The 22,413-nt window shown below is 46.6% G+C and carries 27 protein-coding genes; 25 read left to right on the forward strand and 2 right to left on the reverse strand.

What is annotated here, in order from left to right; all coding sequences use genetic code 11:
* The first annotated feature begins 152 nt into the window (after positions 1-152).
* From PG062_RS08115 to PG062_RS08165, 11 genes are all read left to right on the forward strand, one after another.
* Entirely contained in the window at positions 153-1,142 is a 990-nt protein-coding gene (locus PG062_RS08115) for an AAA family ATPase (RefSeq protein ID WP_270751895.1), read from the forward strand.
* Positions 1,126-1,617: a hypothetical protein gene (locus PG062_RS08120; protein ID WP_270751896.1), complete on the forward strand. Its 492-nt coding sequence runs from the start codon at positions 1,126-1,128 to the stop codon at positions 1,615-1,617. Before PG062_RS08115 ends, PG062_RS08120 begins: the two co-directional genes overlap by 17 nt.
* The gene (locus PG062_RS08125; protein ID WP_270751897.1) at positions 1,614-3,464 is read left to right on the forward strand and encodes a recombinase family protein; all 1,851 of its coding nucleotides are present in this window, start codon (positions 1,614-1,616) and stop codon (positions 3,462-3,464) included. The genes PG062_RS08120 and PG062_RS08125 overlap by 4 nt, the downstream gene beginning before the upstream one ends.
* Positions 3,465-3,478: 14 nt before the next feature.
* Positions 3,479-4,297: a hypothetical protein gene (locus tag PG062_RS08130; protein WP_270751898.1), complete on the forward strand. Its 819-nt coding sequence runs from the start codon at positions 3,479-3,481 to the stop codon at positions 4,295-4,297.
* 14 nt (positions 4,298-4,311) lie between these two features.
* Positions 4,312-4,683: a hypothetical protein gene (locus tag PG062_RS08135; protein ID WP_270751899.1), complete on the forward strand. Its 372-nt coding sequence runs from the start codon at positions 4,312-4,314 to the stop codon at positions 4,681-4,683.
* Positions 4,684-4,716: 33 nt separating this feature from the next.
* On the forward strand, positions 4,717-5,058 hold the full coding sequence (locus tag PG062_RS08140; RefSeq protein ID WP_118526186.1) for a helix-turn-helix domain-containing protein: 342 nt from the start codon (positions 4,717-4,719) through the stop codon (positions 5,056-5,058).
* A gap of 145 nt (positions 5,059-5,203) precedes the next feature.
* Entirely contained in the window at positions 5,204-5,614 is a 411-nt protein-coding gene (locus PG062_RS08145; protein ID WP_223474369.1) for a BrnT family toxin, read from the forward strand.
* Positions 5,598-5,795, forward strand: coding sequence for a hypothetical protein (locus tag PG062_RS08150; RefSeq protein ID WP_097777544.1), 198 nt, complete (start codon positions 5,598-5,600; stop codon positions 5,793-5,795). The genes PG062_RS08145 and PG062_RS08150 overlap by 17 nt, the downstream gene beginning before the upstream one ends.
* Positions 5,796-6,063: 268 nt before the next feature.
* Positions 6,064-6,642, forward strand: coding sequence for an acyltransferase family protein (locus PG062_RS08155; RefSeq protein ID WP_270751901.1), 579 nt, complete (start codon positions 6,064-6,066; stop codon positions 6,640-6,642).
* Positions 6,643-6,644: 2 nt separating this feature from the next.
* Complete coding sequence (gene glmM, locus PG062_RS08160; RefSeq protein WP_270751902.1) at positions 6,645-8,030, forward strand: phosphoglucosamine mutase; 1,386 nt, start codon at positions 6,645-6,647, stop codon at positions 8,028-8,030.
* Positions 8,031-8,137: 107 nt separating this feature from the next.
* On the forward strand, positions 8,138-8,467 hold the full coding sequence (locus PG062_RS08165) for a hypothetical protein (protein WP_270751903.1): 330 nt from the start codon (positions 8,138-8,140) through the stop codon (positions 8,465-8,467).
* Positions 8,468-8,538: 71 nt separating this feature from the next.
* Here the strand turns inward: PG062_RS08165 and PG062_RS08170 are convergent, their stop codons facing one another.
* Entirely contained in the window at positions 8,539-9,093 is a 555-nt protein-coding gene (locus tag PG062_RS08170) for an ImmA/IrrE family metallo-endopeptidase (protein ID WP_270751904.1), read from the reverse strand.
* Between the two features lie 45 nt (positions 9,094-9,138).
* Positions 9,139-9,540, reverse strand: a complete 402-nt coding sequence (locus tag PG062_RS08175; protein WP_055185268.1) for a helix-turn-helix transcriptional regulator — start codon at positions 9,538-9,540, stop codon at positions 9,139-9,141.
* A gap of 283 nt (positions 9,541-9,823) precedes the next feature.
* Between PG062_RS08175 and PG062_RS08180 the strand changes: the two genes are divergently transcribed.
* The 14 genes from PG062_RS08180 (at position 9,824) to PG062_RS08245 (ending at position 22,381) form a co-directional block, all read left to right on the forward strand.
* Entirely contained in the window at positions 9,824-10,030 is a 207-nt protein-coding gene (locus PG062_RS08180) for a hypothetical protein (RefSeq protein WP_097776605.1), read from the forward strand.
* Positions 10,031-10,432: 402 nt separating this feature from the next.
* The gene (locus PG062_RS08185) at positions 10,433-11,053 is read left to right on the forward strand and encodes an RNA polymerase sigma factor (protein WP_117530081.1); all 621 of its coding nucleotides are present in this window, start codon (positions 10,433-10,435) and stop codon (positions 11,051-11,053) included.
* 373 nt (positions 11,054-11,426) lie between these two features.
* A complete protein-coding gene (locus PG062_RS08190) occupies positions 11,427-12,308 on the forward strand; it encodes a DUF6017 domain-containing protein (protein WP_270751905.1) in 882 nt (293 codons plus the stop codon).
* A 12-nt stretch (positions 12,309-12,320) separates the two neighbouring features.
* A complete protein-coding gene (locus PG062_RS08195) occupies positions 12,321-12,983 on the forward strand; it encodes a phage antirepressor KilAC domain-containing protein (RefSeq protein WP_270751906.1) in 663 nt (220 codons plus the stop codon).
* Between the two features lie 4 nt (positions 12,984-12,987).
* Positions 12,988-13,173, forward strand: a complete 186-nt coding sequence (locus tag PG062_RS08200; RefSeq protein ID WP_055185257.1) for a hypothetical protein — start codon at positions 12,988-12,990, stop codon at positions 13,171-13,173.
* A 31-nt stretch (positions 13,174-13,204) separates the two neighbouring features.
* Entirely contained in the window at positions 13,205-13,702 is a 498-nt protein-coding gene (locus PG062_RS08205; RefSeq protein WP_270751908.1) for a PcfB family protein, read from the forward strand.
* 101 nt (positions 13,703-13,803) lie between these two features.
* A complete protein-coding gene (locus PG062_RS08210) occupies positions 13,804-15,585 on the forward strand; it encodes a VirD4-like conjugal transfer protein, CD1115 family (RefSeq protein WP_456298756.1) in 1,782 nt (593 codons plus the stop codon).
* A gap of 233 nt (positions 15,586-15,818) precedes the next feature.
* The gene (locus tag PG062_RS08215; protein WP_113998658.1) at positions 15,819-16,034 is read left to right on the forward strand and encodes a Maff2 family protein; all 216 of its coding nucleotides are present in this window, start codon (positions 15,819-15,821) and stop codon (positions 16,032-16,034) included.
* 65 nt (positions 16,035-16,099) lie between these two features.
* Positions 16,100-16,936, forward strand: a complete 837-nt coding sequence (locus tag PG062_RS08220) for a VirB6/TrbL-like conjugal transfer protein, CD1112 family (RefSeq protein WP_330577007.1) — start codon at positions 16,100-16,102, stop codon at positions 16,934-16,936.
* Positions 16,937-17,014: 78 nt separating this feature from the next.
* On the forward strand, positions 17,015-17,383 hold the full coding sequence (locus tag PG062_RS08225) for a PrgI family protein (RefSeq protein WP_270751910.1): 369 nt from the start codon (positions 17,015-17,017) through the stop codon (positions 17,381-17,383).
* Entirely contained in the window at positions 17,319-19,589 is a 2,271-nt protein-coding gene (locus PG062_RS08230) for a VirB4-like conjugal transfer ATPase, CD1110 family (protein ID WP_456298754.1), read from the forward strand. The genes PG062_RS08225 and PG062_RS08230 overlap by 65 nt, the downstream gene beginning before the upstream one ends.
* 150 nt (positions 19,590-19,739) lie before the next feature.
* A complete protein-coding gene (locus PG062_RS08235; RefSeq protein ID WP_270751912.1) occupies positions 19,740-19,925 on the forward strand; it encodes a hypothetical protein in 186 nt (61 codons plus the stop codon).
* Positions 19,912-20,934: an AAA family ATPase gene (locus PG062_RS08240; protein ID WP_270751913.1), complete on the forward strand. Its 1,023-nt coding sequence runs from the start codon at positions 19,912-19,914 to the stop codon at positions 20,932-20,934. Before PG062_RS08235 ends, PG062_RS08240 begins: the two co-directional genes overlap by 14 nt.
* 181 nt (positions 20,935-21,115) lie before the next feature.
* Positions 21,116-22,381 (forward strand): plasmid recombination protein, encoded by a 1,266-nt coding sequence (locus PG062_RS08245; RefSeq protein WP_270751914.1) that lies wholly within the window; start codon positions 21,116-21,118, stop codon positions 22,379-22,381.
* Positions 22,382-22,413: the final 32 nt, after the last annotated feature.

Raw genomic sequence — 22,413 nt, forward strand, 5'->3', positions numbered from 1 at the left:
CCTCTAGCGGAGATGGCTTCTGAGGCAAAAATGTGACCCAGTAGGTCACATTTTTGGGAACAAGTGACCTGTTGGGTCACAGAAAAAATCATCTGATAAGTGTATAATAAAAGCATGAAATCAAACTGTAAAAATAAAGTGAGGAAAACGAAATGGAAAGGCTGCTGACACTGTATAGCGAAGTTCAGTCAACGGATGTACGGTGGCTGTGGTATCCCTTTATTGCAATCGGGAAAATTACACTGCTGCAGGGTGATCCTGGAGATGGGAAATCGACTATGATGATGAATCTGATTGCCGAACTTTCAACTGGTGGTAAGACTCCGGATGGCTGTAAGATCGGTGCACCGCAAAAAGTGATTTATCAGTGCTCCGAGGATGGCGTTTCAGACACGATTAAGCCCCGTCTGGAACGCTGCGGAGCAGACTGTAAGAAGATTGCTTTCATCAACGAAGAAGTTTATAACGGCCTTACATTGGACGATGAGCGCATCCGTCAGGCAATCATTGAATTTCGACCGCGATTGGTTGTGATCGACCCGATTCAGGCTTATCTTGGCAGCGATTCCGATTTGCAGATCTCAGGCAGGGCACGGAAACTTATGCGCCGCCTTGGAATGTGGGCTGCTGGTTACGACTGCGCTATCGTTCTGATTGGACACCTCAACAAAAAAGAAGGCTCCAAAGGGTTGTACCGCAGTCTTGGCAGTATTGATGTTGTGGCAGCAGCACGAAGCGTCCTGCAGGTGGAGCGAGATACCGAGAATCCTGATATAAGAATCGTACATCAAATCAAAAACAGTCTTGCGCCTACGGCAGAAGACATCCGCTTTTCCATTTCTGCCGACAAGGGCTTTCAGTGGCTGGAATGCAGGCCGCAATCTTTTGAAAATCAGAAACCAGATAGAAAACCCGAATTTGAATCGGAACAGCAAAAAGCGGTCTATTGGATTAAGCATTTTCTTGAAAAAGGTGATATGAGCGCGAATGAAATTTATTGCCGTCTGGACAATGAGGGTGTAAGCAAACGAGTGGCACGAATGGTAAAAACAGAAATGGGAATCCACTGCTATCAGAAAAAGCGGAAATGGTATTGGAGCGTTCAGCCGGAAGAAGGTGCTATGAATGGATCGCAAGTATAAGGTTGGCGGCTATGTGAAACTTGCAAAACTGTGGGAACGCTCTAAGGATGCAGCAGTGGCCTATCACAGTTCCTACTATGCTGAAAAGTTCAGGGATGATGTGGATAAAAGGCTGGTTGGTGTCTATATTGACATCACAGGGAATAAGGAAATTTATAAACGCCCGGAAATGGTGCATCTGCTCAAAGATTGCAAAAATGGTTCCGTAAATCTGATTTTCTCGCAGACAAGGGCCTATATTGCAGCAAATACCTGTGATTTCTGTTTTCTGTTGAAATATCTGTTTGACTTGCCGATGCGAGTGGACATTGTTACAGACGATGATGACCAGAGAATCGACACCATTCTTGACGTTGATAACCAGCGGCAGAGCCTGAAAGATTTGGCTGAAAAATATACATCGATCCGAAGGAAAGATTATCTTGAGTGGAGAATTCGACTGGAACATGAAATGACAAAGGCTGAAGAAAAATGAACGTGGAAGGACAGTATAATCCAAAAGACGTAGAGTGTATTTCGGTAGAAAACCTTGAAGTGCTGCCGAGTGGAGCGGATTGGCAGAGCCGACATCTGGAATCTGAAAGGCGAAAAGCAGAGATTCGTGACAGAATCCATAAGCAGGCAGAACAGGGCCAGAAAACGGCAAAAGACTACTTTCGTCCGGCGAAACCGACACCGTCAATTTACGACAGTGACCTGAAGCGTGTAGCTGTTTATGCCCGTGTCAGCACTTCCAGCGAAGAACAGATTTCTTCCATTGAAAACCAGACTCTATATTACACCAAAAAGATTGCAGAAACGGAAAACTGGAATTTGCAGGATATTTACAGCGATGAAGGAAAATCGGGTACTTCACTGCGGAAACGGGATGCGTTTAAGCGCATGATGCGGGATGCCAAAGACCAGAAGATGGATTTGATTATCTGTGCCAGCATTTCACGTTTTGCCCGGAATTTTTCGGATTGCATGACACAGATCGCAGCTTTGAAAACTATGCATCCTGCACATCCCATCGGTGTGTACTTTGAAACAGAGAATATCTACACGCTGAATCCAAGTAGCCAATACAGCCTTGACATTCAGGCGCTTCTGGCGGACTGGGAATCGGGCAATAAGAGCCGCCGCATGATCCTTTCGTATGACCAGCGCATTATGACAGGCCAGTACCCGGTGGCCGACCTGATGGGGTATCGGCATACCAAAGATGGACAGTTGGTAATTGAGCCGGAAGAAGCAAAGACGGTGCGTTTTATCTTTCTGGCGTTTATCTATGGTTATAACTGCGATCAAATTGCGGCAGTGCTGACGCAGAAGAAGCGTAGCACCCTGCGTGGCAAGCAGGAGTGGAATGGCATGATGGTGGCAAACATCATGAAAAATGAACGCCGCTGGGGTGATCTGGAAGCCCGGAAGAGCATCGTGGTGGACTACAAGCTGGGCAAGGTTACAAAGAATAATGGGAATCGCTGCTCTGCCTATGTTCCGGAACACCATGAAGCAATCGTTTCGCCGGAAATTGCGCGGGCTGCACATCTGGTGGCATCCAGCAGGAAGAAGTGCGGTGTGCAGGATATTGTGGTGATCCAGCAGGGAACATTGAAAGGCTTTGTTGGCATCCATCCGAATTGGAGCGGCATCAGTGTTGAAAGCATCCGCTGCCTTTGCCTGAGCACCTATCTGCCGGAAGAAGTGGTCGAACTGAACGATATGACGGAAATGCGGTCTGGAAAGAAGTCGGATATGGCATTGTTATCTGATTATCTGACGGTTTCAGGTACTTGCTTTATCAACCAGAGCAGCCCGGTCATAACAATCTCAAAAAATGGAATCCGTTTCAGCAAAGCGTGTCATACCCGCTTGGACGACTGCGAGCATGTGGAACTGCTCTATCATCCGATTCTGCAAGTCGTGATCCTGCGAAAAAGTAATCGTGACGCTTCAACAGCGATACATTGGGAAAATAAGGATAAGATTTGCAGCAGTTTTTCATCCAGGGCGTTTTCAGGGGTGATATTTGAAGCAATGAACTGGAAATGGAGTTGTCGTTACCAGTGTCGTGGTATCTGCCGTGGAGAGGAAAATGCAAGGTTCCTAATTTTTGAATTGGATGAGTCCCGGATTTTGACTAGGAAAAATCAGTATGAACAAGAAAATTGTTCGATGAATCTGAAATGCCGGTTATATCGGAGTAAATGGGTTCAGAGCATTACAGTTAGTGATGTGATGGAATCTGGCCAAGTCGTAGAAAATCCCATGATTGGTGCAATTCCAAGCAGAAATGAAGTTCAACGTGAACTGGATGATCTTTTGATGTCGATGTAGGAGGAACTTATAGAATGGAAGAAAAAAGCAGGACGCAGGAACTGAGCGTTCGGGAAATCTCCTTGATTCGTGAACTTGCACAGATACGGAAAGAACATAAAAGAGAACTGGAGTACGAAAAGTTCGATGGCTATGAACTTCCGCCGCGCACCCAGTTTTCCATGCTGAATAAACCTGCAGTGAGCATAAAATATGGTGTTATGAAATTTAATATGGCGTGCATTCGGCTTTTTGAAGGAATCAAGTATGTCCTTCCGATTTTGCACCCCAATAAGAAGCGGCTTGCGTTGATTATGTGCCCGGAAGAGGACAGCGCGTCTGTTGAATGGGCACGACAGAAGGACGAAAACTGGGTGAATAAGGATATTACCTCTTTGGAATTTGTGGAAAATATCTTCAGGCTCATGAACTGGAATCGGGAATGTCGTTATAAAGTGCTTGGACGGGTGGCTAATTCAGATCAGGGTCTTTGTATGTTGTTTGATTTGGAAGAAGCAATCATGTTCACCCCGAAGCCACAGGAATATACAGATCCGCTTACTGGTGAAATGAAGAAAAAGCAGATGAAATTCTTCCCGGATGCTTATAAGAACCGTATCGGAAAATCTTATAATGACTATATTGCAGACCATCAGATGAATATGTTTGAAGACTTCATTGGGTATCAGAGTTCTACTGTATTGGATGAGCCCGAACGGGAAGCAGGCACTACTTCAATACCGATTCCGCAACGTGAAGAATCTGAAAATATACCTTTGCCAGATTTACCGGGACAGCTTGAAAACGTACAACAATCGGGCAATGAGATTGCTGAGAGAGGAATGCCGACATGAATTCTGGGCGAGTTATGAACCTGCGAGTGACAATTCCGGCGGAAAGCCGGAGAATGAATGTTGGGAAAGATGTTATCCGTATTCTTGGAAGTCCGGCCTATATCTGCGTTTTGCAGAGGAAAGATCGGAAGTCTATTGCAATCACGCCGTGTGCTGCGGAGCATCCCATGTCCTTTAAGGTCCCGGACAAGCTACTGACCGATGGGCAGTGTCGGATGATGATTAACGGAATACAGTTCATTCAGGTGTTGCTGGAAGCAAATGGTCTGGCGGCAGGAAAAGACCATCAGTTTAAAGGACGGTATGATGCCGAGAAAAATGCAGTTATCATTTCGCTTGAAAAAGATGAACAAAGTGCCCTCTCGCCTCAAAAGTGTACAACTTGACATCACGTCCACTTGGATGTATAATACGTCCAAATGGACGTGATGAAGGGAGCCGATATTATGCGTGCCGGAATTTTAGATGGCTTTCAAACGATAATTCCAACAGCGGCAGCCGTCTTATTGAAAAAACGACAAATGTTAAGGCTGACGCAACAGGAGATTGCTGATCGCGCAAAAATAACTTTGCGTCAATATCAAAGGTTGGAATCTGGGGAAAGAAGTATTTTGACCTGTTCTTTTGGCTTGGCGTGTCGAGTAATTGAAGCTCTTGATATGGATGTTTCTAAATTCTATCATGGTGACTATTACCTTGAAGAAGAAGTGAAGACAATGAGAGGCAAAGGGATTGCCAGCAGAAAAAAGTCATCGATTTAAAGGACGGCATGATGCCAAGAAAGAGCAATATGGACAAATCTATGTTGAAAAGTTTACATCTGCCAGCTTGATATGCAAGGCGTTTTATGGTAAGATGAAAGCATAATAGGGAGTTTATGAAGCTCGGAGAGAGGCGGTGAGGCCGATGGAAGATAACAGGATGGTTAGTTTCTCACTGGGAGGAATGGCCTTTGAATACGATGATAATAAAAATCAGATAAATATTAAAAAACACGGAATTTCATTTAAGAGTGCAGCGCGTATCTTCTTTGACTATGACCGAATCGAGTTTTATGATGAGGATCATAGTTATGACGAAGATCGATATAATACCATAGGCGATACTTCTGCTGGACGGATTTCTCAAAAAGCAGAGGGTGCATTGATTGGCAATATAGACCAGTTCATCGGAAAGGTGAATGAAATACTATTTGTTGTATATACTGAACGAGTAAGAATTGAAGAAAGCGGTACAAAAACAGATGTGACAAGATTGATTTCGGCACGAATGGCTACCGAATTTGAAAGGGGGCTTTATTATGGTAAAAACGAGTGAAATGTCTATGGAACTGAAACAGGAACTTGCATTTACAAAAGAAGAACTCGCAGAACTGGAAGCGGCAAAGAAAATGCCAATCACGTTTGATGCGGATTGCCCTGAAACCACACCTGAGCGGGCGGTTAAATTTAGAAGAGTTAATCCGCCGCGTAACAGAATGGATGCCCATGGAGCATAATCACAATCAAGAAAAGAACGTATAGAGCGCAAGTAAGCCCTACAAGGCTCAGATCGGTTCGGAACCGACTGAAACCCTTGTAGGGCTTATTTTTTTGTGAATTTTTTTGTTCCTTGCTTGACAACCGCATAGGGTCAACCAAGAAAACCTACGATAACTAAAGGGTTTTGACGGCTTGAGTTGTCCTTCAAATGTTTTATTTGTTGAAAAACTGCAAGAAGCGGAAAATCCTGGGGGTTATATGTAGGAGGCTTTTGGAAGCTCTGTTTTGACCCACAAAAAGGAGCAGCAAATAAAGATTGAAGGAGAGTTCAAGCCTACGGTGGATTGCCTTTGTGCGACCCGCCGTAGGTTTGTTTTTATCCATAAGGGAATTGATCGTGTATTCAAGTACATAGGATTCTATGCTGTGGGTGTGTTCATAGCGGGAAAAAGCGTGAAAACGGTAAAGAAAAAAGTGGAAGCAGGAATAGTAGCGATAGTTCTGCTTGCTTTGAGCTTTTCCTTATCATGCTATCATTTAACTATGGGAATCATGTGGTTTGTAACAGCCCTGATTGGTGTTGCTGCTGTAATTCTGATTTCTCAACTTATCAACGAGAATAGAATCCTGCAATACTTTGGTCGGATTTCTCTAATTATTCTTTGTATTCACGGCCCTGTGTATCGAATTGTGGTAAAAATTGTATCAATTCTGTTGAATCTGGGGACAGATGCAGTGAGAGAAAATTTTCTACTGGCCATGGTAGTGGTAGTTATTACGATGGCAATATGCAGTACGGCATATGAGGTTGTTGTAAGACTTGCTCCATGGATGGTGGGAAAGAAAAAAGTAAAGGAAAACTAACAATGTCAAAATACTTTGGAACCGACGGCTTCCGTGGTGAAGCCGGAATTACTTTGACAGCCGATCACGCCTACAAGGTGGGGCGTTTTCTCGGTTGGTATTACAATGCTCTCCGTGAGCGCAACGGAGATAACGAATCTGCCCGTATCGTTATCGGTAAGGATACGCGCCGCAGCTCCTATATGTTTGAATATAGTCTGGTAGCTGGCCTGACGGCTTCTGGCGCAGACGCTTATCTGCTTCATGTCACTACAACCCCATCCGTGGCTTATATTGCCCGTGTGGATGACTTTGACTGTGGCATTATGATTTCTGCCAGCCACAATCCGTACTATGATAATGGTATCAAACTAATTGACTGCTACGGAGAAAAGATGCCGGAAGAAACTCTGCTGCTGGTAGAGGACTACATTGACGGCAAGCTCCATGTGTTCGACCAGGGCTGGCCGGAACTGCCCTTTGCTCATCGTGAGCATATCGGCTGCACTGTGGACTATGTGGCAGGTCGTAACCGCTACATGGGCTACCTGATCTCTCTGGGCATCTACTCCTTCAAGGGTGTCAAGGTTGGCCTGGATTGTGCCAATGGCAGTTCCTGGAACATTGCAAAGTCTGTTTTTGATGCACTTGGCGCAGACACCTATGTAATCAACAATCAGCCCAATGGACTGAACATTAACAACAACGCTGGTTCTACTCATATTGAGGGCTTGCAGAAGTTCGTTGTGGAGAAAGGTCTGGATGTTGGTTTTGCCTATGATGGTGATGCCGATCGCTGCCTGTGTGTGGACGAGAAGGGTAATGTCATTACAGGCGATCACATTCTGTACATCTATGGCTGCTACATGAAAGAGCGTGGCAAGCTCTTGACCAACACCGTTGTTACAACAGTTATGTCCAACTTTGGTCTGTACAAAGCATTTGATGAGCAGGGTATCGGTTATGCTAAGACTGCCGTTGGAGATAAGTACGTCTATGAGTATATGGCAAAGAATGGCTGCCGTATCGGTGGTGAACAGAGTGGTCATATCATCTTCAGCAAGTACGCCAGCACTGGTGACGGTATCCTGACGAGCCTGAAGATGATGGAGGTCATGCTGGCCAAGAAGAAACCGATGAGTGAACTGGCAGCAGCGCTGAAAATTTATCCGCAGGTGCTGGAGAATGTTCGCGTAACGGATAAAAAGGCGGCACAGAATGATGAGGCTGTGCAAACAGCAGTAAAGAATGTGGCTGAAGCACTGGGAGATACTGGCCGTATTCTGGTTCGTGAGTCCGGTACGGAACCTGTGGTGCGTGTGATGGTAGAAGCCCCCGACCACGATACTTGTCAGAAATATGTTTCCGAAGTTGTCAATGTGATTCGTGATAGAGGATATAGTCTGTAAATTGAAAATAGCCTATCAGATAATAAGCATTTATTAAGTGTAATATTGAAACAGCCTTATCAGAGTGCTATACTAAAATTACTATAATTTTCTGGAGGTTATTTATTATGCCCAGAACAAAAGGTAGCAAGAATAAGCCCAAAACTGTGACTGTTGATTTTGCAACGCAGATTGCGGAAAAGCAGTCTGCGAAGGAAGCACTCACAGCGGAAATCGCATCCATCACCGCCAACATTGACACTTTAAAGGCTGACTTGAAAGAGAAGAAGACTGCTCTGAAGAAGGCCGAAAAAGAAGTGGTAACGCTGGAAGCGAAGAAGGCAAAGGCAGATGCTAAGGCTGCAGAGGAAGCGAAAAAGGCAGAAGCAGAATCCGTCCTGAAGAAGCTGCTTGCCGAAGGCATGAGTGCTGATGAAATCCTCGCAAAACTGAAATAACACAAAAAACCCGTGATGGACAGGCATAACGTGCCGTTCATTACGGGTTTTAGAGTTATAAGAACATAAGTTCATCCGGCGGCCACGTCAAGCTGAAAATGTGCCGGAAGGTTGAACTGCTTGATAAACGCATGATGCTGGGCGTGGTAGTGACGCAGATCGTACCCCAGATGATGCAGTTCCAGCAGCTTCACCAGCACCAGATTGAGGTGGATTCCCTTAGCAGCGGCAATCTGAGCAGCATCCAGCCCGCGCTTCGTCATTTGATAGACTTCATCACTGTCCAGCATCAGGTGGGATGTAAAAGCGTTATGCTCGTAAAGAAGGATGTGCTTGTCCTTAATGGTCAGAAACTTGTTCAGGGTATGCAAGTCCATGAGCAACTGATGCTCCAGATAATGTCCCAGCGCATAGCCGCACACCATCTGCTTTGTCTGTTTGTCCAGCTGGCGATTGATAAGGATCAAAGGCTTATCAAAATAGAGCGAAAGTAAACCCAACATATCTTTAATGCGGGATGTTTCACTGATGTCCAGACTGCAACTGCGCGCGATCTGTTTGATGTTGCGAGTTCCGGCATTTTGGACAAGTTCGTTGGCAGCTTGGTGAATAAACGCAGAATCCATAATGTAATCTCCTTCCGGGGATGGCATAGTGAATGGAACAGTGGTTTACAGGTTCATTATTCGTTCCTTTTCTCGTTTTTGTTCTCGGTACTTAAAATAGGCTTTGTGCATTTCATACATGATGCCGTCCATATCCTGCGGGGTCAACTCTCCGCTGGCAAATAGCTCAGTAAGCTCGAATGCGAGATGCTGGGCTTCTATTTTGCCCTTTTTTCCGTAGGCTTCGGCGGCACGTTCGATAAATAAAGACTGATCCGGCTGTAAATAGGTCAGAGGTACATGGAATATATCGGCCATCTTTTCAAGCATTTCAATACTGCGAGGGTAGCGGCCATCACGCTCCCATCCGATGATCGTTCTTTTGTTGATACCCAGACATTGTGCCAATTCGTCCTGTGTTAAAGAATGCTTCTTTCGTAGATCGCGAACTTTCTCTCCAAATTTCATGTTTGCAACCTTTCTATGACGTAGTTATCGTGCTGTAACAATGTACAAAGGAATTTGTAAATATTCAATCTGAAAGATGCAACGAATTTTCACATTTTCCTCTTGACACGGCGGCACGACTTGCTTATAATATATGCTATATTCTATCATCTTTTGGATTATTATACCGTAAAAAACGTAAATATGCAAGTCGAAAAAGGTGAAAAAAGAGCGGAAGTTCAAAAGGTGAAATTGAATAGAGGGAAAAAGAAACTTAAACCAACACAAAGGAGGCCGTGAGAAGATGAGCAACGGAGAACATGAAATCCGCACCCCAAAGGGTCTGCGGATCGGAAATCGCAGTGTCGTTGATGGAAAGAACATGCTCCAGATCAAGCGTGGTGGCTGTGAAGATTATATTTCTGCTGAATCTCTGGTGGAGTGCATTCACGGCCTTCCAGTGAAGAGTATCGAATTTTTCACAGCAGAGAACCAACGGAAAGAAGCCTGAAGCAGAGTGCTTCATCGGACACTGAAATTGCAGAGGTGGAATCTTAGGCGGCACCTGGTTAGCCGACCAGCTCCATCAGACGTTTTTTTGGGTCTACAATATAATATCTGTTTGTTTAGAGCGATACCGTAGCAATATGTGATATAGGCCGGAACAGAATGAGCGAATGCAGCGCAGTAGTGCGCCTGTGAGTAACTCATCCTGTTCCGGTTTTTTTATTTGAAAGTTTTTTGAAAAAAGTGGTTGCCAAAACCCTTATTTAGAATGCTATAGGTATAGGCATAATTTTAATCGAATGGAGCTTAGGCTCCCCGTTCAAAAAAAACGGGTGGGTCTGAGGTCATTTCTGCTGTTCTTTCATAGAAGACTCACCTGTTGCCGAAAGGCAGGAAGGTGGTTAAAATGAATTTTATTACTTTGAAAGAACTGAAGAAGATGGTTCCTGTTGCAAGTGAATTTAAGCGAGTGCCGGGTTTGAAGAAGATATTGGAAGATGGTATAGAAGTGATTCTCCGAAAACAGATGGAGAACCATGCGGAAGTAGTTGTCTATAAAAATGGATATGTTTCCTACCATGCACACGAAAGATATACGGTGTTTGCACTTCATAACTGTACACACTACTACTATGAATCGCAGGGAAATGAGCATCAGACAATTCCACATAACCATTTTGAGGATATGGAATGGCATATTCGTCTTGTGCTGGAGGGAGAGGATCGACTTGTGCGTAATCTTGAAGCACGGGAAAGTGAAACTTTTTCGTATGCGGCGGATGTGAATCCGGAGTATAACAATGAAATGGAAGATCCGCGTATAAATGTTATGGATTTTGTGTTGAATAAAGAATTTTTGAGAAAGGCAAGCGAACTGCTGAAAAAGCACCAATGGGAAATGATTTGTCGCCACTATATTGAGGGAATGACGCACCGGGAAATTGCTGCTGAGATGGGAGTATCACATCAATATGTGACAAAGGGAATCAAAAAGGGGCTTCACCGCATCCGTTGCACTTATACATAATATAGAAAAACTGCCGTGGGGACTTAAAAATCCCTGCGGCAAATTTTTTTTTGAGAAAATTTGAAAAAGTGGTTGCCAAACACCCCTTTCAGAATGCTATAGGTGTAAGGGTTATACAACAAGCCCTCACAAAAGTTCTTTGACAACTGAATAAGCCATCCCAGAGAGATACTTCTGGCACTGAATGTGCATTCTGCGCGTCTTACCAGAGAAAACGCCGCTGAAATATGGGGCAGGAACGGGCTGGGGCAGAATGGCAAACTCAAATAACAGCAGATACACTGCGGTGGAGCAAGGAAACGTGTTCCACCGTAGGAATGTACTGTTATTTTCAATAGTGCAAATCTAATTCGACAGGGGGTGATGAATTTACATGGAGTACCCGTATTTCAAAGGTCTGGAAGCAGACCGATACAGCTTTTACCGTGTGCCGAAAGCACTGGTCAAGGCTGATCTGTTCCAGAAGATGTCCGGGGACGCCAAACTGCTGTATGCTGTGCTGCTGGATCGTATGAGCCTTTCTATCAAGAACGGTTGGCAGGACAAGCATGGTAACGCCTACATTATCTGCACGATAGAGGAAGTTATGGACTCCATTCATTGTGCCAGACAAAAGGCAGTCAAACTGCTGGACGAACTGGAACAGGAGTTTCGGCTTATCGAGCGGCGCAGGCAGGGACTTGGCAAACCCAATCTGCTGTATGTGAAAGACCTTTATACGGGGCTTTCGCAATCGAACTACTGGAAGTATGAAAATCATACTTCCGGCGGTTTGAAAACCGAACTTCCGGGAGTTCCAAAATCAAACGGAAGTAATACTGAGAAGATAAATAAGACAGATAATAGTGAAACTGATCTTATCTATCCGGCTGAACTGCAGGAAGAAGAACAGTACCGCCGCTATTTCAAGGAAGCTCTTGAATTAGAAATTCTGGAACAGGGCTATCCGACAGATAAGACGGTTCTGTATGAGATTCTGGAACTACTGGTGGAAACCATCACCAGCAGAAAGAAGTTCCTGCGCATCTGTGGCGAGGAAAAGCCGAAGGAGGTGGTGAAAAGCCGCCTGATGAAGCTGGATTCCTCGCATATCCAGTACATATTGGAGTGCTTAAAAGAAAACAGCACTCAGATTCGGAACATCAAGCAATACCTGCTGGCAACACTCTATAACGCGCCTGTGACCGTGGATAGCTATTATTCCGCACAGGTTCGGCATGAATTTGGTTGGGGCGGCAGAGTAGATAAAAACTAGGAGGACAACCCCATGAACATCGTATTCATGAGTATGGACACGCTGCCCTCTACGCTGTGGGCGCGTGATCTGTATGACCAGATGCACATTCGCAGCGATTTCCGCAAGTGGTTCCCGCGTATGTGCCAGTATGGTTTCATCGAGGGCCGCGACTACGAGTATATGCCCCGTGTCCGGCTGCAGGACGAGGGCGGGCGCACGGTCCAGCGGTATGTGAAAGACTACCGTATTACGCAGGACATGGCAAAGAAGCTCTGTAAGCTGCATCACACGGCAGTCGGCGCGGCGTATCGTCCGCAGCCGTTTGACTGGGATACACTGCTTGGCCTGCTGCATAAGAAGCCGCCGCGCCGGAGCAGCTACGAAGCGCAGTTGAGCGATTCGGATTCGCTGGTTACGACCACGCAGATCGCCAAAGAGTACGGCTGCGGAGCAAAGGTGTTCAATCGGCTGCTGCATCTGCACGGCATCCAGTACCGGGTCAACGGCCAGTGGGTGCTGTATTCGGAACACCACGGGAAGGGCTATACGTCCAGCCTGACGTTCCGGCTCCAGCGCAGCGATGGTTCCGAAGTGGAAAAGCTGCACACTGCATGGACGCAGAAAGGCCGGAAGTTCCTTTACCATACGTTGAAGCGGCGCGGTGTGCTGCCGCTGGCTGAACAGGGAGGTTAAGCCTATGAATTTTACCGATAATCCGTTTGAACGCATGATGCGCCAGCGTCCGGGGACGGACAGTGGCCATCCCTGCAAGCACTGCCGCCACAAATGGGAGTGCGGCTATCTGCTGCACCAGTGCCGTAAGAAGTTCCGCTCGGTGCTGGGAGATACCGCGCCGCCTGCGGCCGGGGCAGTCCGCCCCTGATGCAGCGGCGATAGATGGGAGGTGAACAGCCGTGCAGGAAGAAGTCAACGAGAAAACCATTTCGCTGTGCATCAAAGGAGGAAAAATCACGGCACAGATTTTGAAAGCAGCCCTGATAAAGTTGCTGGCGGAAATGGACAAGAAAAAGCAGCGGGGGAAAGGAGAAAAAAGCCAATGTAAGAAAACAGGTCGGCAGAGCATAAAGAGCCTGCAAAAGAGCGGCGCACAGATCACGAACATCGTGGTTACGGACAATAACATCAAGTCGTTTGACCGGGTGGCCCGAAAGTATGGCATTGATTACAGTCTGAAAAAAGTGGAACAGGAGGGGAAAAGTGAATATCTGGTCTTTTTCAAGGCCAAGGACGTGGATGTTATGACTGCCGCCTTTAAAGAGTACACCAGTGAAACGCTGAAAAAGCAGAAGCGTGAATCGGTGCGTCAGAAACTGGAAAAGGTGAAAGAGGAACTTTCCAATCACCGTCAACTCAAGAAAGAAAAGAAGAGGGAGCAGGAACCGACACGATGAAAAATCCGAAAAAACCTGCCCGCCTGCCGCGCAAAGCACCGTCCAACCAGACGGGCGGCACGGCATGGGGCAAAAAACTGGCTGCAGAGTTCAGCAGGATGGTGCAGTCAGCGGATATGAAAAAGCTGATCCTGCTGAATTTTCCGTACATCATCGCCTTTTATATGGTGGAGAAAGCCGCATGGCTCTACCGTCATTGCAATGGCGATTCCGTGGTGGACAAGCTCATGGTTCTTTTTATGAACTTTGGCCTGGCCTACAAAAGTGTCTTGCCCAGTTTTCACCCGTTTGACTTGCTGGTGGGTCTGGTCGGTGCGGCTGCACTGAAAGCAGTAATCTACTTCAAAGGGAAGAATGCGAAGAAGTATCGGCAAGGCGAGGAATACGGCTCTGCCCGGTGGGGCAACCAGAAGGACATCGAACCTTTTATCGACCCGGTATTCGAGAACAACGTCATCCTCACACAGACCGAACGGCTGATGATGAGTGGTAGACCAAAGCATCCGAAGTATGCTCGGAACAAAAACGTCATTGTGATCGGCGGCAGCGGCAGCGGTAAGACCCGATTTTACGTCAAGCCCAACTTGATGCAGATGCCCCAAAAGGTCAGCTATGTCGTAACGGACCCCAAGGGTACGATCATTATCGAGTGTGGAAAGATGCTCTCGGATGCCGGGTATAAAATCAAAGTCCTGAACACTATCAACTTCAAAAAATCCATGCGATACAATCCGTTCCATTACATCCGCAGCGAAAAGGATATTCTGAAACTGGTCAATACAATTATCGCCAACACAAAGGGGGATGGCGAGAAGTCTGGCGAAGATTTCTGGGTCAAAGCAGAACGGCTGCTCTACTGTGCATTGATTGGCTACATCTGGTATGAAGCCCCGGAGGAAGAGCAGAACTTCTCCACCTTGCTGGAGTTCATCAACGCCAGCGAAGCCCGCGAGGATGATGAAGAATTTAAGAATCCTGTGGATGAACTGTTCGAGGAACTGGAACAGAAGAAGCCGGAGCATTTTGCAGTCCGGCAGTATAAGAAATACAAGCTGGCTGCCGGCAAAACGGCGAAATCCATCCTCATTTCCTGTGGTGCCAGGTTAGCCCCATTTGACATTGCGGAGCTGCGTAACCTTATGGCCTACGATGAAATGGAACTGGATTTGCTGGGGGATCGCCGCACGGCCTTGTTCGTTATCATTTCCGACACGGACGATACGTTCAATTTCGTGGTGTCCATCATGTACACCCAGCTTTTCAATCTGCTTTGTGACCGTGCAGACGATCAATGCGGAGGCCAGCTAAAGTATCATGTGCGGCTGCTGCTCGATGAGTTCGCAAACATCGGTCTGATCCCGAAGTTTGATAAGCTGATCGCCACCATCCGTAGCCGCGAGATTTCGGCATCCATCATCCTGCAATCTCAGAGCCAGTTGAAAACCATCTACAAAGATGCCGCAGAAACCATTATCGGTAACTGTGACACCATGCTTTTCCTCGGCGGTAAGGAAAGCTCGACACTCAAAGAGATTTCTGAAACCTTGGGGAAAGAAACCATCGACCTATATAACACTTCCGACACGCGCGGTCAAAGCCCATCCTTTGGAACAACCTACCAAAAGACTGGCAAGGAGCTTATGAGCCGGGACGAGCTTTCTGTCATGGATGGCAGCAAGTGCATCCTGCAGCTGCGCGGAGTTAGGCCATTCCTGAGCGACAAATTCGACATTACGAAGCATAAGCGGTACAAAGAACTGTCGGACTTCGATAAGAAGAACGCTTTCGATGTAGAACGCTACCTGAAGCACGAACTCAGGCTGCGAATGGATGAAGAATTTGATTGCTACGAGGTGGATATGTCCGAAGAAAGCACAGCATAGGAAGGAGGTCATTATCCGAAGTAAATTCATCCGCCCGCCTGTCCGGGCAGACCCCATGACAGGTAACTTGTCCGACTGATCTCTACATTTTGCGATTCCAAAAGGCTGATTTTTTATGAAAATGAAAGGAGAAGCCAGAATTGCAGGAAGCAGGCAGCACCGAAGATGTGCCAGCCTGTTTTTCTTTTGGAATCGTGTTTTTTATCAATGCTGCAATCTGGCGAAAAATGACTATGGAATTCTTCAATCAGGCTATTACCGTTCTGCAGACTCTCGTTGTTGCCATCGGCGCGGGCCTTGGCGTTTGGGGCGTTGTGAACCTCATGGAAGGGTACGGAAACGACAACCCCGGCGCAAAGTCGCAGGGCATGAAGCAGTTGATGTCCGGCGGCGGTGTCATCCTCATCGGCACCCAGCTGATCCCGCTGCTTTCTGGTCTGTTCGGCTAATCAACAAGCGATAGGAGGAAAACCCGCCATTGTTCGATAATATTTTCGCAGCAATCGAAAAATGGATGAGGGAACTTCTTTCCGGCATGGTGGAGTCCAACCTGAGTACGATGTTCACAGCGGTCAACCAACAGACCAGTGAGATCGCTGCTCAGGTCGGGCAGACACCGCAAGGGTGGAACAGCAGCATTTTCAGCATGATCCGTAACATTTCGGATTCGGTGGTGATCCCTATTGCGGGAATCATCATCACGCTGATCCTCTGCTACGAACTGATTTCGATGCTGACAGAGCGGAACAATCTGCACGATGTGGACACTTGGATGTTCTTCAAGTATTTCGTGAAGATGTGGATCGCGGTCTATCTCGTCAGCCATACGTTCGATATTGCAATGGCGGTATTTGACATTGGACAGTCGGTGGTAAATTCTTCCTCCGGCATTATCCGTGGCAATACCGCCATTGATATTAGTTCTCTTTCCATGCAGATGCAGGCGGCAATGGCAACAATGGCGATTGGCGAACTGGTGACGCTGGCATTGGAAACCCTTGTTGTAAGCTGGTGTCTGAAAATTCTGTCGGTGGTTATCACGGTGATTATGTACGGCAGAATGATAGAAATATACCTCTACACTTCGCTTGCTCCGATTCCGTTTGCAACCATGAGTAACCGTGAATGGGGCCATGTGGGTACAAACTACTTCCGAGGGCTGTTCGCGCTGGCATTCCAAGCGTTCCTGATGATGGTCTGCGTGGCAATCTATGCAGCCCTCATCGGCAGCATCCGGGTATCTTCGGATATTCACTCGGCGTTGTTCGGCACGATGGCCTACACGGTGATCCTTTGCTTCTCGCTGCTCAAAACGGGAAGTCTGTCCAAACAGATCTTCGGCAGTCACTAAATCCGGGAAAATCCAATGAAAGGAAAAGACAGCAGACAACGCCGTTTCCCGGCGGCGGTCTGGCTGTTCTGGTGATAAATGGCCTATGTGACGATTCCCAAAGACCTTTCCAAAGTGAAGAATAAGGTCTTTCTGAACCTGACGAAACGCCAGCTAGTGTGTATGGGTTTCGCGGCGGGCATCGGCGTTCCGTTCTATTTTCTCATGCGCGGTACGATGGGAACCAGCAATGCGGCGGCAGGCATGGTGCTCCTGATGCTGCCGGAGTTTTTCTTTGCGCTGTATGAGAAAAACGGGATGCACCTTGAAACCATCCTTACAAACTTCATCAGCGTCCGCTTCAAACGTCCTGCGGTACGCCGCTATGAGGTCGAAAACCTGTATGAGCGGGAACTGGAAACCGCAGCACCGATCCAGAAGAAAGGAGGCATTCTTGGTAAAAAGTGAACCGAAGAAGAAACTGCCCCTCGGCGGCTTCTTCCAGAAGTTCTTCCGCAAGCCCGAAAAGAGTGAAAAAGAGCAGCGGCTCACCGTGCAGCGTTCCATTCCATATCTGGAAATGGGGCGCGACGGTATCTGCCGGGTGGAGGAACATCTGTATTCCAAAACCGTCCGATTCTACGACATTAACTACCAGCTGGCGCAGAACGAGGATAAAAACACCATCTTTGAAAGCTGGTGCGACTTCCTCAACTACTTCGATGCCAGTATCCGTTTTCAGCTTTCGTTCATCAATCATAAAAGTGACATGAGCGAGTACAACAAGGTCATCCAGATCGAGCCGCAGCAAGACCAGTTTGATGATGTGCGTATGGAATATGCACAGATGCTGAAACAGCAGCTTGCCAAGGGCAATAACGGTCTGGTTCGGACGAAGTACATCACGTTCAGTATCGAAGCAAAGAGTGTCCGGGAAGCAAAGCCCCGGCTGGAACGTATCGAAACCGATATTCTCAACAATTTCAAGGTGCTGGGCGTGAAAGCCTACCCGCTGAACGGCGTGGAACGGCTTCAGATCATGTACGAAACCTTTCATCAGGAGGAACAGCAGAAGTTCGATTTCAGCTATGACCGCATCCTGCAGAGCGGCATGACCACCAAGGACTTCATTGCCCCGACCAGTTTCCTGTTCAAGAGCGGCAAGGACTTTATGATGGGGAACACCTATGGTGCTGCATCCTATCTGAACATCCTTGCCCCGGAACTGACGGATAAGGTGCTGGCCGAATTTCTGGACATGGACAAAAATCTGGTGGTCAGCATTCATGTGCAGTCGGTAGATCAGCTGAAAGCTATCAAACTGATCAAGGGCAAAATTACCGACCTGGACCGTATGAAAATTGAGGAACAGAAGAAAGCTGTGAGGTCTGGTTATGATATGGAAATTATTCCGAGTGACCTTGCAACTTATGGTGGCGAGGCCAAGAAGATTCTGGATGATCTGCAGAGTCGTAATGAGCGTATGTTCCTTGTTACGGTGCTGTTCCTCAATACGGCTAAGACCAAGCAGGAGTTGGATAGTGCTGTGTTTCAGACTGCTGGTATCGCTCAGAAGTTCAACTGCACATTGAACCGTCTGGATTATCTGCAGGAGCAGGGCCTTATGAGCAGCCTGCCGCTGGCAAATAATCTCGTTCCCATCAAGCGCGCACTGACCACCACTTCTACTGCCATCTTCGTTCCTTTCACCACGCAGGAGCTTTTTATGGAGGGCGATTCTCTCTATTATGGTCTGAATGCGGTATCCAACAACATGATTATGGCAGACCGCAAACAGCTCAAAAACCCGAACGGCCTGATCCTCGGCACACCCGGCAGCGGTAAGTCGTTCAGTGCAAAGCGTGAAATCACCAACGTGTTCTTTACCACAACGGACGATATTATCGTGGCAGACCCGGAGGGAGAGTATTATCCGCTGGTGGAAGCGTTGGGGGGACAGGTCATTCATATCTCGTCCACCAGTAAGGACTACATCAACCCGATGGACATTAACCTCAATTATGCGGATGATGATAACCCGCTGGGCATGAAATCGGACTTCATTCTTTCCCTGTGCGAACTTATCATGGGCGCACGGGATGGTATGGAGCCGGAAGAAAAGTCGGTCATTGACCGCTGCTTGCCGCTGGTCTATCAGAAGTATCTGAACGATCCGAAGCCGGAGAATATGCCGACGCTCGGTGATCTGTACGACTGCCTGCGGGAGCAGAAGGAACGGCAGGCGCAGCGTATCGCCACGGCACTGGAAATCTACGTCAATGGTTCGCTGCGTGTGTTCAACCATCAGACGAATGTGGAACTGGATAACCGCATTATCTGTTTCGATATCAAAGAGTTGGGCAAGCAGCTGAAAAAGCTGGGGATGCTCATTGTTCAGGATCAGGTCTGGAACCGTGTCACCATCAACCGCAACAGCAAAAAGAACACCCGGTACTATATAGACGAGTTCCACCTCCTGCTGAAAGAGGAACAGACCGCAGCATACAGCGTCGAGATCTGGAAGCGGTTCCGAAAATGGGGCGGCGTACCCACAGGCATCACCCAGAACATCAAGGATTTGCTCGCAAGCCGGGAAATCGAGAACATGAACAACAAAAAACATCGTAGCAATACGGTGTTTTTTGTTACCCAAAACCCACAATTCAATACATAACCACAGGTTAGTGCAAATACCTTATGTGATTTTTTGAAAGGCTTAGAAAGGGATATTTACCCCGATTTTCGCCCCGAGAAATGACACAAACAAGGCTTAATGTATCTTCCCTGTGGTTTTTTCTATTTTCAACTGGAAAGGTGGATTGATATGCCGAGAATGAGCAAGAAACGGAAACAAGAGTGGGCATTGTTTCTGAATGACCGAAACCGCATTACCTACAACGAGCTTTGCAGAAAATGCAGGAATGACTGTAAGCAGAGTTTTCGCTGTGTTGTGGTGCATTGCCCAAAATATTTATCGAAAAGGAGAATAAAGAACTATGAAAATGATTGAAAATGAAATGAATGTAACTGTACCTCTTGAAATTATTAAGGCAAGCGAAATTGAGCCGAAAGAAGTGAAATGGCTGTGGTATCCGTATATTCCGTTCGGCAAGGTTACGCTGTTGCAGGGCGATCCCGGTGATGGGAAAAGCAAATTGATGTTATCAATCGCCGCCCTGCTCTCAAAGGGAGAACCACTTCCCTTTACTGATGAAGAAGAAACCGAGCCTATGACTATCATCTATCAGACAACGGAAGATGACGCAGACGATACGGTAGTCCCTCGCTTCAATTCCGCTAACGGAAACGGAGAAAACCTTATCTTCATCAAGGAAGATGAAAAGTCCTTATCTTTTGGGGACAACCGTATCCGTGAAGCGATTGAGATGTACCACGCAAAACTTTTAATCCTTGACCCGATGAGTTCCTATATCGGAGAGAACTGCTCTATGAACAATGCCAACGAAACAAGAGCCGAGTTTAATCATCTGATAGCAGTTGCGAAAGATACAGGTTGTGCGATTGTCATTATCGCTCATATGAACAAGATGAAAGATAATAATCCACTTTACCGCACCAACGGCTCTATTGACATTGCGGGTGCTGCAAGAAGCATTCTTGCAATCACACGCACACCGAACAAGGAAGCACCTGCGGAAAGATATTTGGTGCAAGTGAAATCAAATCTCGCACCAACAGGTTCGGCAATTCTTTTTGAGGTTGCCGAGAAAGGCGTGGACTTCATTTCCGAAATGGAGATGACAGCCGAAGAAGCGTTTTTATCTCTTGCTCCACAAATGGGCAGACCAAATGAAAAAGAGATGAAAGCAAAATCATTTCTCGTTGAAATGTTGCAGGGCGGAGAAATGCTTTCTTCGGATTGTGAAGAAAAACTTGAAGCCGCAGGGTTCAAGAAATCGACCATTAAAAAGGCAAAGAAAAACGCAGGAGTTATCTCCAAGAAGAAAGGTTTCCTTTGGTATTGGTCTTTGCCGATGGGCGATATACCGAGAGAATAGAAGCAGGCTGTCCACTTATCAGACAGTCTGCTTTTATGATTGAGGTATCAAAAGGAGGTCAAGGGGGAACACCCTTGCCCACGACATCTTTGCAGGCGAAGTCTGAAAGTGTCATAGTGGGTTACACACATTCAAAGAATGTTGTGTAATGGCTTCGCCCTGCCGAGAAAGGAGAACGAAAATGGCTAAAAACAACAAAGCGGATATGAGCTGTGCAAGGGTTAAAAAGTACACCGTTTCCGATGTGAGCAAAGCGGAAAGGCACAACGAACGCAAAAACGAAACCTATGAAAATATGAATGTCATTGAGGAACGCATACCCTTTAATGTGCATTTCAAAACACCGACTGCCCCGACTTATATGGAACAATTAAAGCAGATGGAAACTGACGGTTTGGTATCGCTTCGTGGGTTGAGGAAAGACGCAACGCTCTTCAATGAAATTGTGATTGATGTGAACACGATGTACTTCGAGCGTAACGGCGGCTACGAATACGCAAAGCAGTTTTATGAAAAAGCGTTCCATTTCATCGAAGAAAAATTCGGAGCTGACAATATCATATCGGCTGTAATGCACGCTGATGAAATCAATGTGGCTGCTACTGAGGAACTCGGAAAAGAGGTTTACCATTATCATCTTCACGCTATGGTTCTGCCTGTGGTGGAGAAAGAAATCTTATGGAGCAAGCGTTGCAAAGATGAAAAACTGCGAGGAACGGTTAAGGAAGTAGTCAATCAGATTAGCCATTCAAAGAAGTGGAAATCGGATATTCCGCTAACCGATGAAAAAGGTAATCCACTACTGCGAAAGAACGGAAAGCCGATGTTCAGAGCCTCATACAGCATACTGCAAGATGAATTGTTCAACTATATGACCGAGCAAGGATTTAAGGGATTTCAGCGTGGCGAATACGGAAGCACCGCCGAACACTTAACCTCTCTGCAATATCAAATAAAGCAGGACAAGGAACGCTTGGAGAAACTGCAACAGCGTATTCAGAAAGAGCAAGTGAAATATGAGCCTGTCCGTCATATCTCAAAGACCTTAAACGAGATTGACGGTATGGGACAGAAAACCTTTACGGGCAAGATGGCAATTTCCAAAGAGGATTATTCCCAACTGACCGCCCTTGCCAAAGAGGGCATTACCAGTCGTGCAGAAATCAGCGAATTAGAACAGAGTGCCAACTATTACCGACAGAAATATTTTGACTGTGCAAACGCACTCGAAAGAATGAAAACTAAATACAACGAACTGAAAGAAAAGTGCAGACCTTTTCTTCAAGCGTTGGAGCATTTTCCTGAAGTTGCTAAACTTTTTACCGAAAAAGTGAAGCAACTTTTTTCTTTTAAGGAAGCACAGGAACGAGCCGAAAAAGAAGCAAGGGAAAAAGAACGACAGGAGCGTATCAAGGCTCGAAGGAACAAGCGTGGTATGGAAAGATAGCCTTTTCCATTATACTCACGACTTAATGACTT

It is taken from the genome of Gemmiger qucibialis, assembly GCF_027689445.1.
GTDB classification, from domain to species: domain Bacteria; phylum Bacillota; class Clostridia; order Oscillospirales; family Ruminococcaceae; genus Gemmiger; species Gemmiger qucibialis.

Excerpts from the sequence above, each read along its gene's own strand:
- PG062_RS08115 (WP_270751895.1), top strand. The coding sequence starts at position 153 with ATGGAAAGGCTGCTGACACTGTATAGCGAAGTTCAGTCAACGGATGTA.
- PG062_RS08120 (WP_270751896.1), top strand. The coding sequence starts at position 1,126 with ATGGATCGCAAGTATAAGGTTGGCGGCTATGTGAAACTTGCAAAACTG.
- PG062_RS08125 (WP_270751897.1), top strand. The coding sequence starts at position 1,614 with ATGAACGTGGAAGGACAGTATAATCCAAAAGACGTAGAGTGTATTTCG.
- PG062_RS08130 (WP_270751898.1), top strand. The coding sequence starts at position 3,479 with ATGGAAGAAAAAAGCAGGACGCAGGAACTGAGCGTTCGGGAAATCTCC.
- PG062_RS08135 (WP_270751899.1), top strand. The coding sequence starts at position 4,312 with ATGAACCTGCGAGTGACAATTCCGGCGGAAAGCCGGAGAATGAATGTT.
- PG062_RS08140 (WP_118526186.1), top strand. The coding sequence starts at position 4,717 with ATGGACGTGATGAAGGGAGCCGATATTATGCGTGCCGGAATTTTAGAT.
- PG062_RS08145 (WP_223474369.1), top strand. The coding sequence starts at position 5,204 with ATGGAAGATAACAGGATGGTTAGTTTCTCACTGGGAGGAATGGCCTTT.
- PG062_RS08150 (WP_097777544.1), top strand. The coding sequence starts at position 5,598 with ATGGTAAAAACGAGTGAAATGTCTATGGAACTGAAACAGGAACTTGCA.
- glmM (WP_270751902.1), top strand. The coding sequence starts at position 6,645 with ATGTCAAAATACTTTGGAACCGACGGCTTCCGTGGTGAAGCCGGAATT.
- PG062_RS08165 (WP_270751903.1), top strand. The coding sequence starts at position 8,138 with ATGCCCAGAACAAAAGGTAGCAAGAATAAGCCCAAAACTGTGACTGTT.
- PG062_RS08170 (WP_270751904.1), bottom strand. The coding sequence starts at position 9,093 with ATGGATTCTGCGTTTATTCACCAAGCTGCCAACGAACTTGTCCAAAAT.
- PG062_RS08175 (WP_055185268.1), bottom strand. The coding sequence starts at position 9,540 with ATGAAATTTGGAGAGAAAGTTCGCGATCTACGAAAGAAGCATTCTTTA.
- PG062_RS08180 (WP_097776605.1), top strand. The coding sequence starts at position 9,824 with ATGAGCAACGGAGAACATGAAATCCGCACCCCAAAGGGTCTGCGGATC.
- PG062_RS08185 (WP_117530081.1), top strand. The coding sequence starts at position 10,433 with ATGAATTTTATTACTTTGAAAGAACTGAAGAAGATGGTTCCTGTTGCA.
- PG062_RS08190 (WP_270751905.1), top strand. The coding sequence starts at position 11,427 with ATGGAGTACCCGTATTTCAAAGGTCTGGAAGCAGACCGATACAGCTTT.
- PG062_RS08195 (WP_270751906.1), top strand. The coding sequence starts at position 12,321 with ATGAACATCGTATTCATGAGTATGGACACGCTGCCCTCTACGCTGTGG.
- PG062_RS08200 (WP_055185257.1), top strand. The coding sequence starts at position 12,988 with ATGAATTTTACCGATAATCCGTTTGAACGCATGATGCGCCAGCGTCCG.
- PG062_RS08215 (WP_113998658.1), top strand. The coding sequence starts at position 15,819 with ATGGAATTCTTCAATCAGGCTATTACCGTTCTGCAGACTCTCGTTGTT.
- PG062_RS08220 (WP_330577007.1), top strand. The coding sequence starts at position 16,100 with ATGAGGGAACTTCTTTCCGGCATGGTGGAGTCCAACCTGAGTACGATG.
- PG062_RS08225 (WP_270751910.1), top strand. The coding sequence starts at position 17,015 with ATGGCCTATGTGACGATTCCCAAAGACCTTTCCAAAGTGAAGAATAAG.
- PG062_RS08230 (WP_456298754.1), top strand. The coding sequence starts at position 17,319 with ATGAGCGGGAACTGGAAACCGCAGCACCGATCCAGAAGAAAGGAGGCA.
- PG062_RS08235 (WP_270751912.1), top strand. The coding sequence starts at position 19,740 with ATGCCGAGAATGAGCAAGAAACGGAAACAAGAGTGGGCATTGTTTCTG.
- PG062_RS08240 (WP_270751913.1), top strand. The coding sequence starts at position 19,912 with ATGAAAATGATTGAAAATGAAATGAATGTAACTGTACCTCTTGAAATT.
- PG062_RS08245 (WP_270751914.1), top strand. The coding sequence starts at position 21,116 with ATGGCTAAAAACAACAAAGCGGATATGAGCTGTGCAAGGGTTAAAAAG.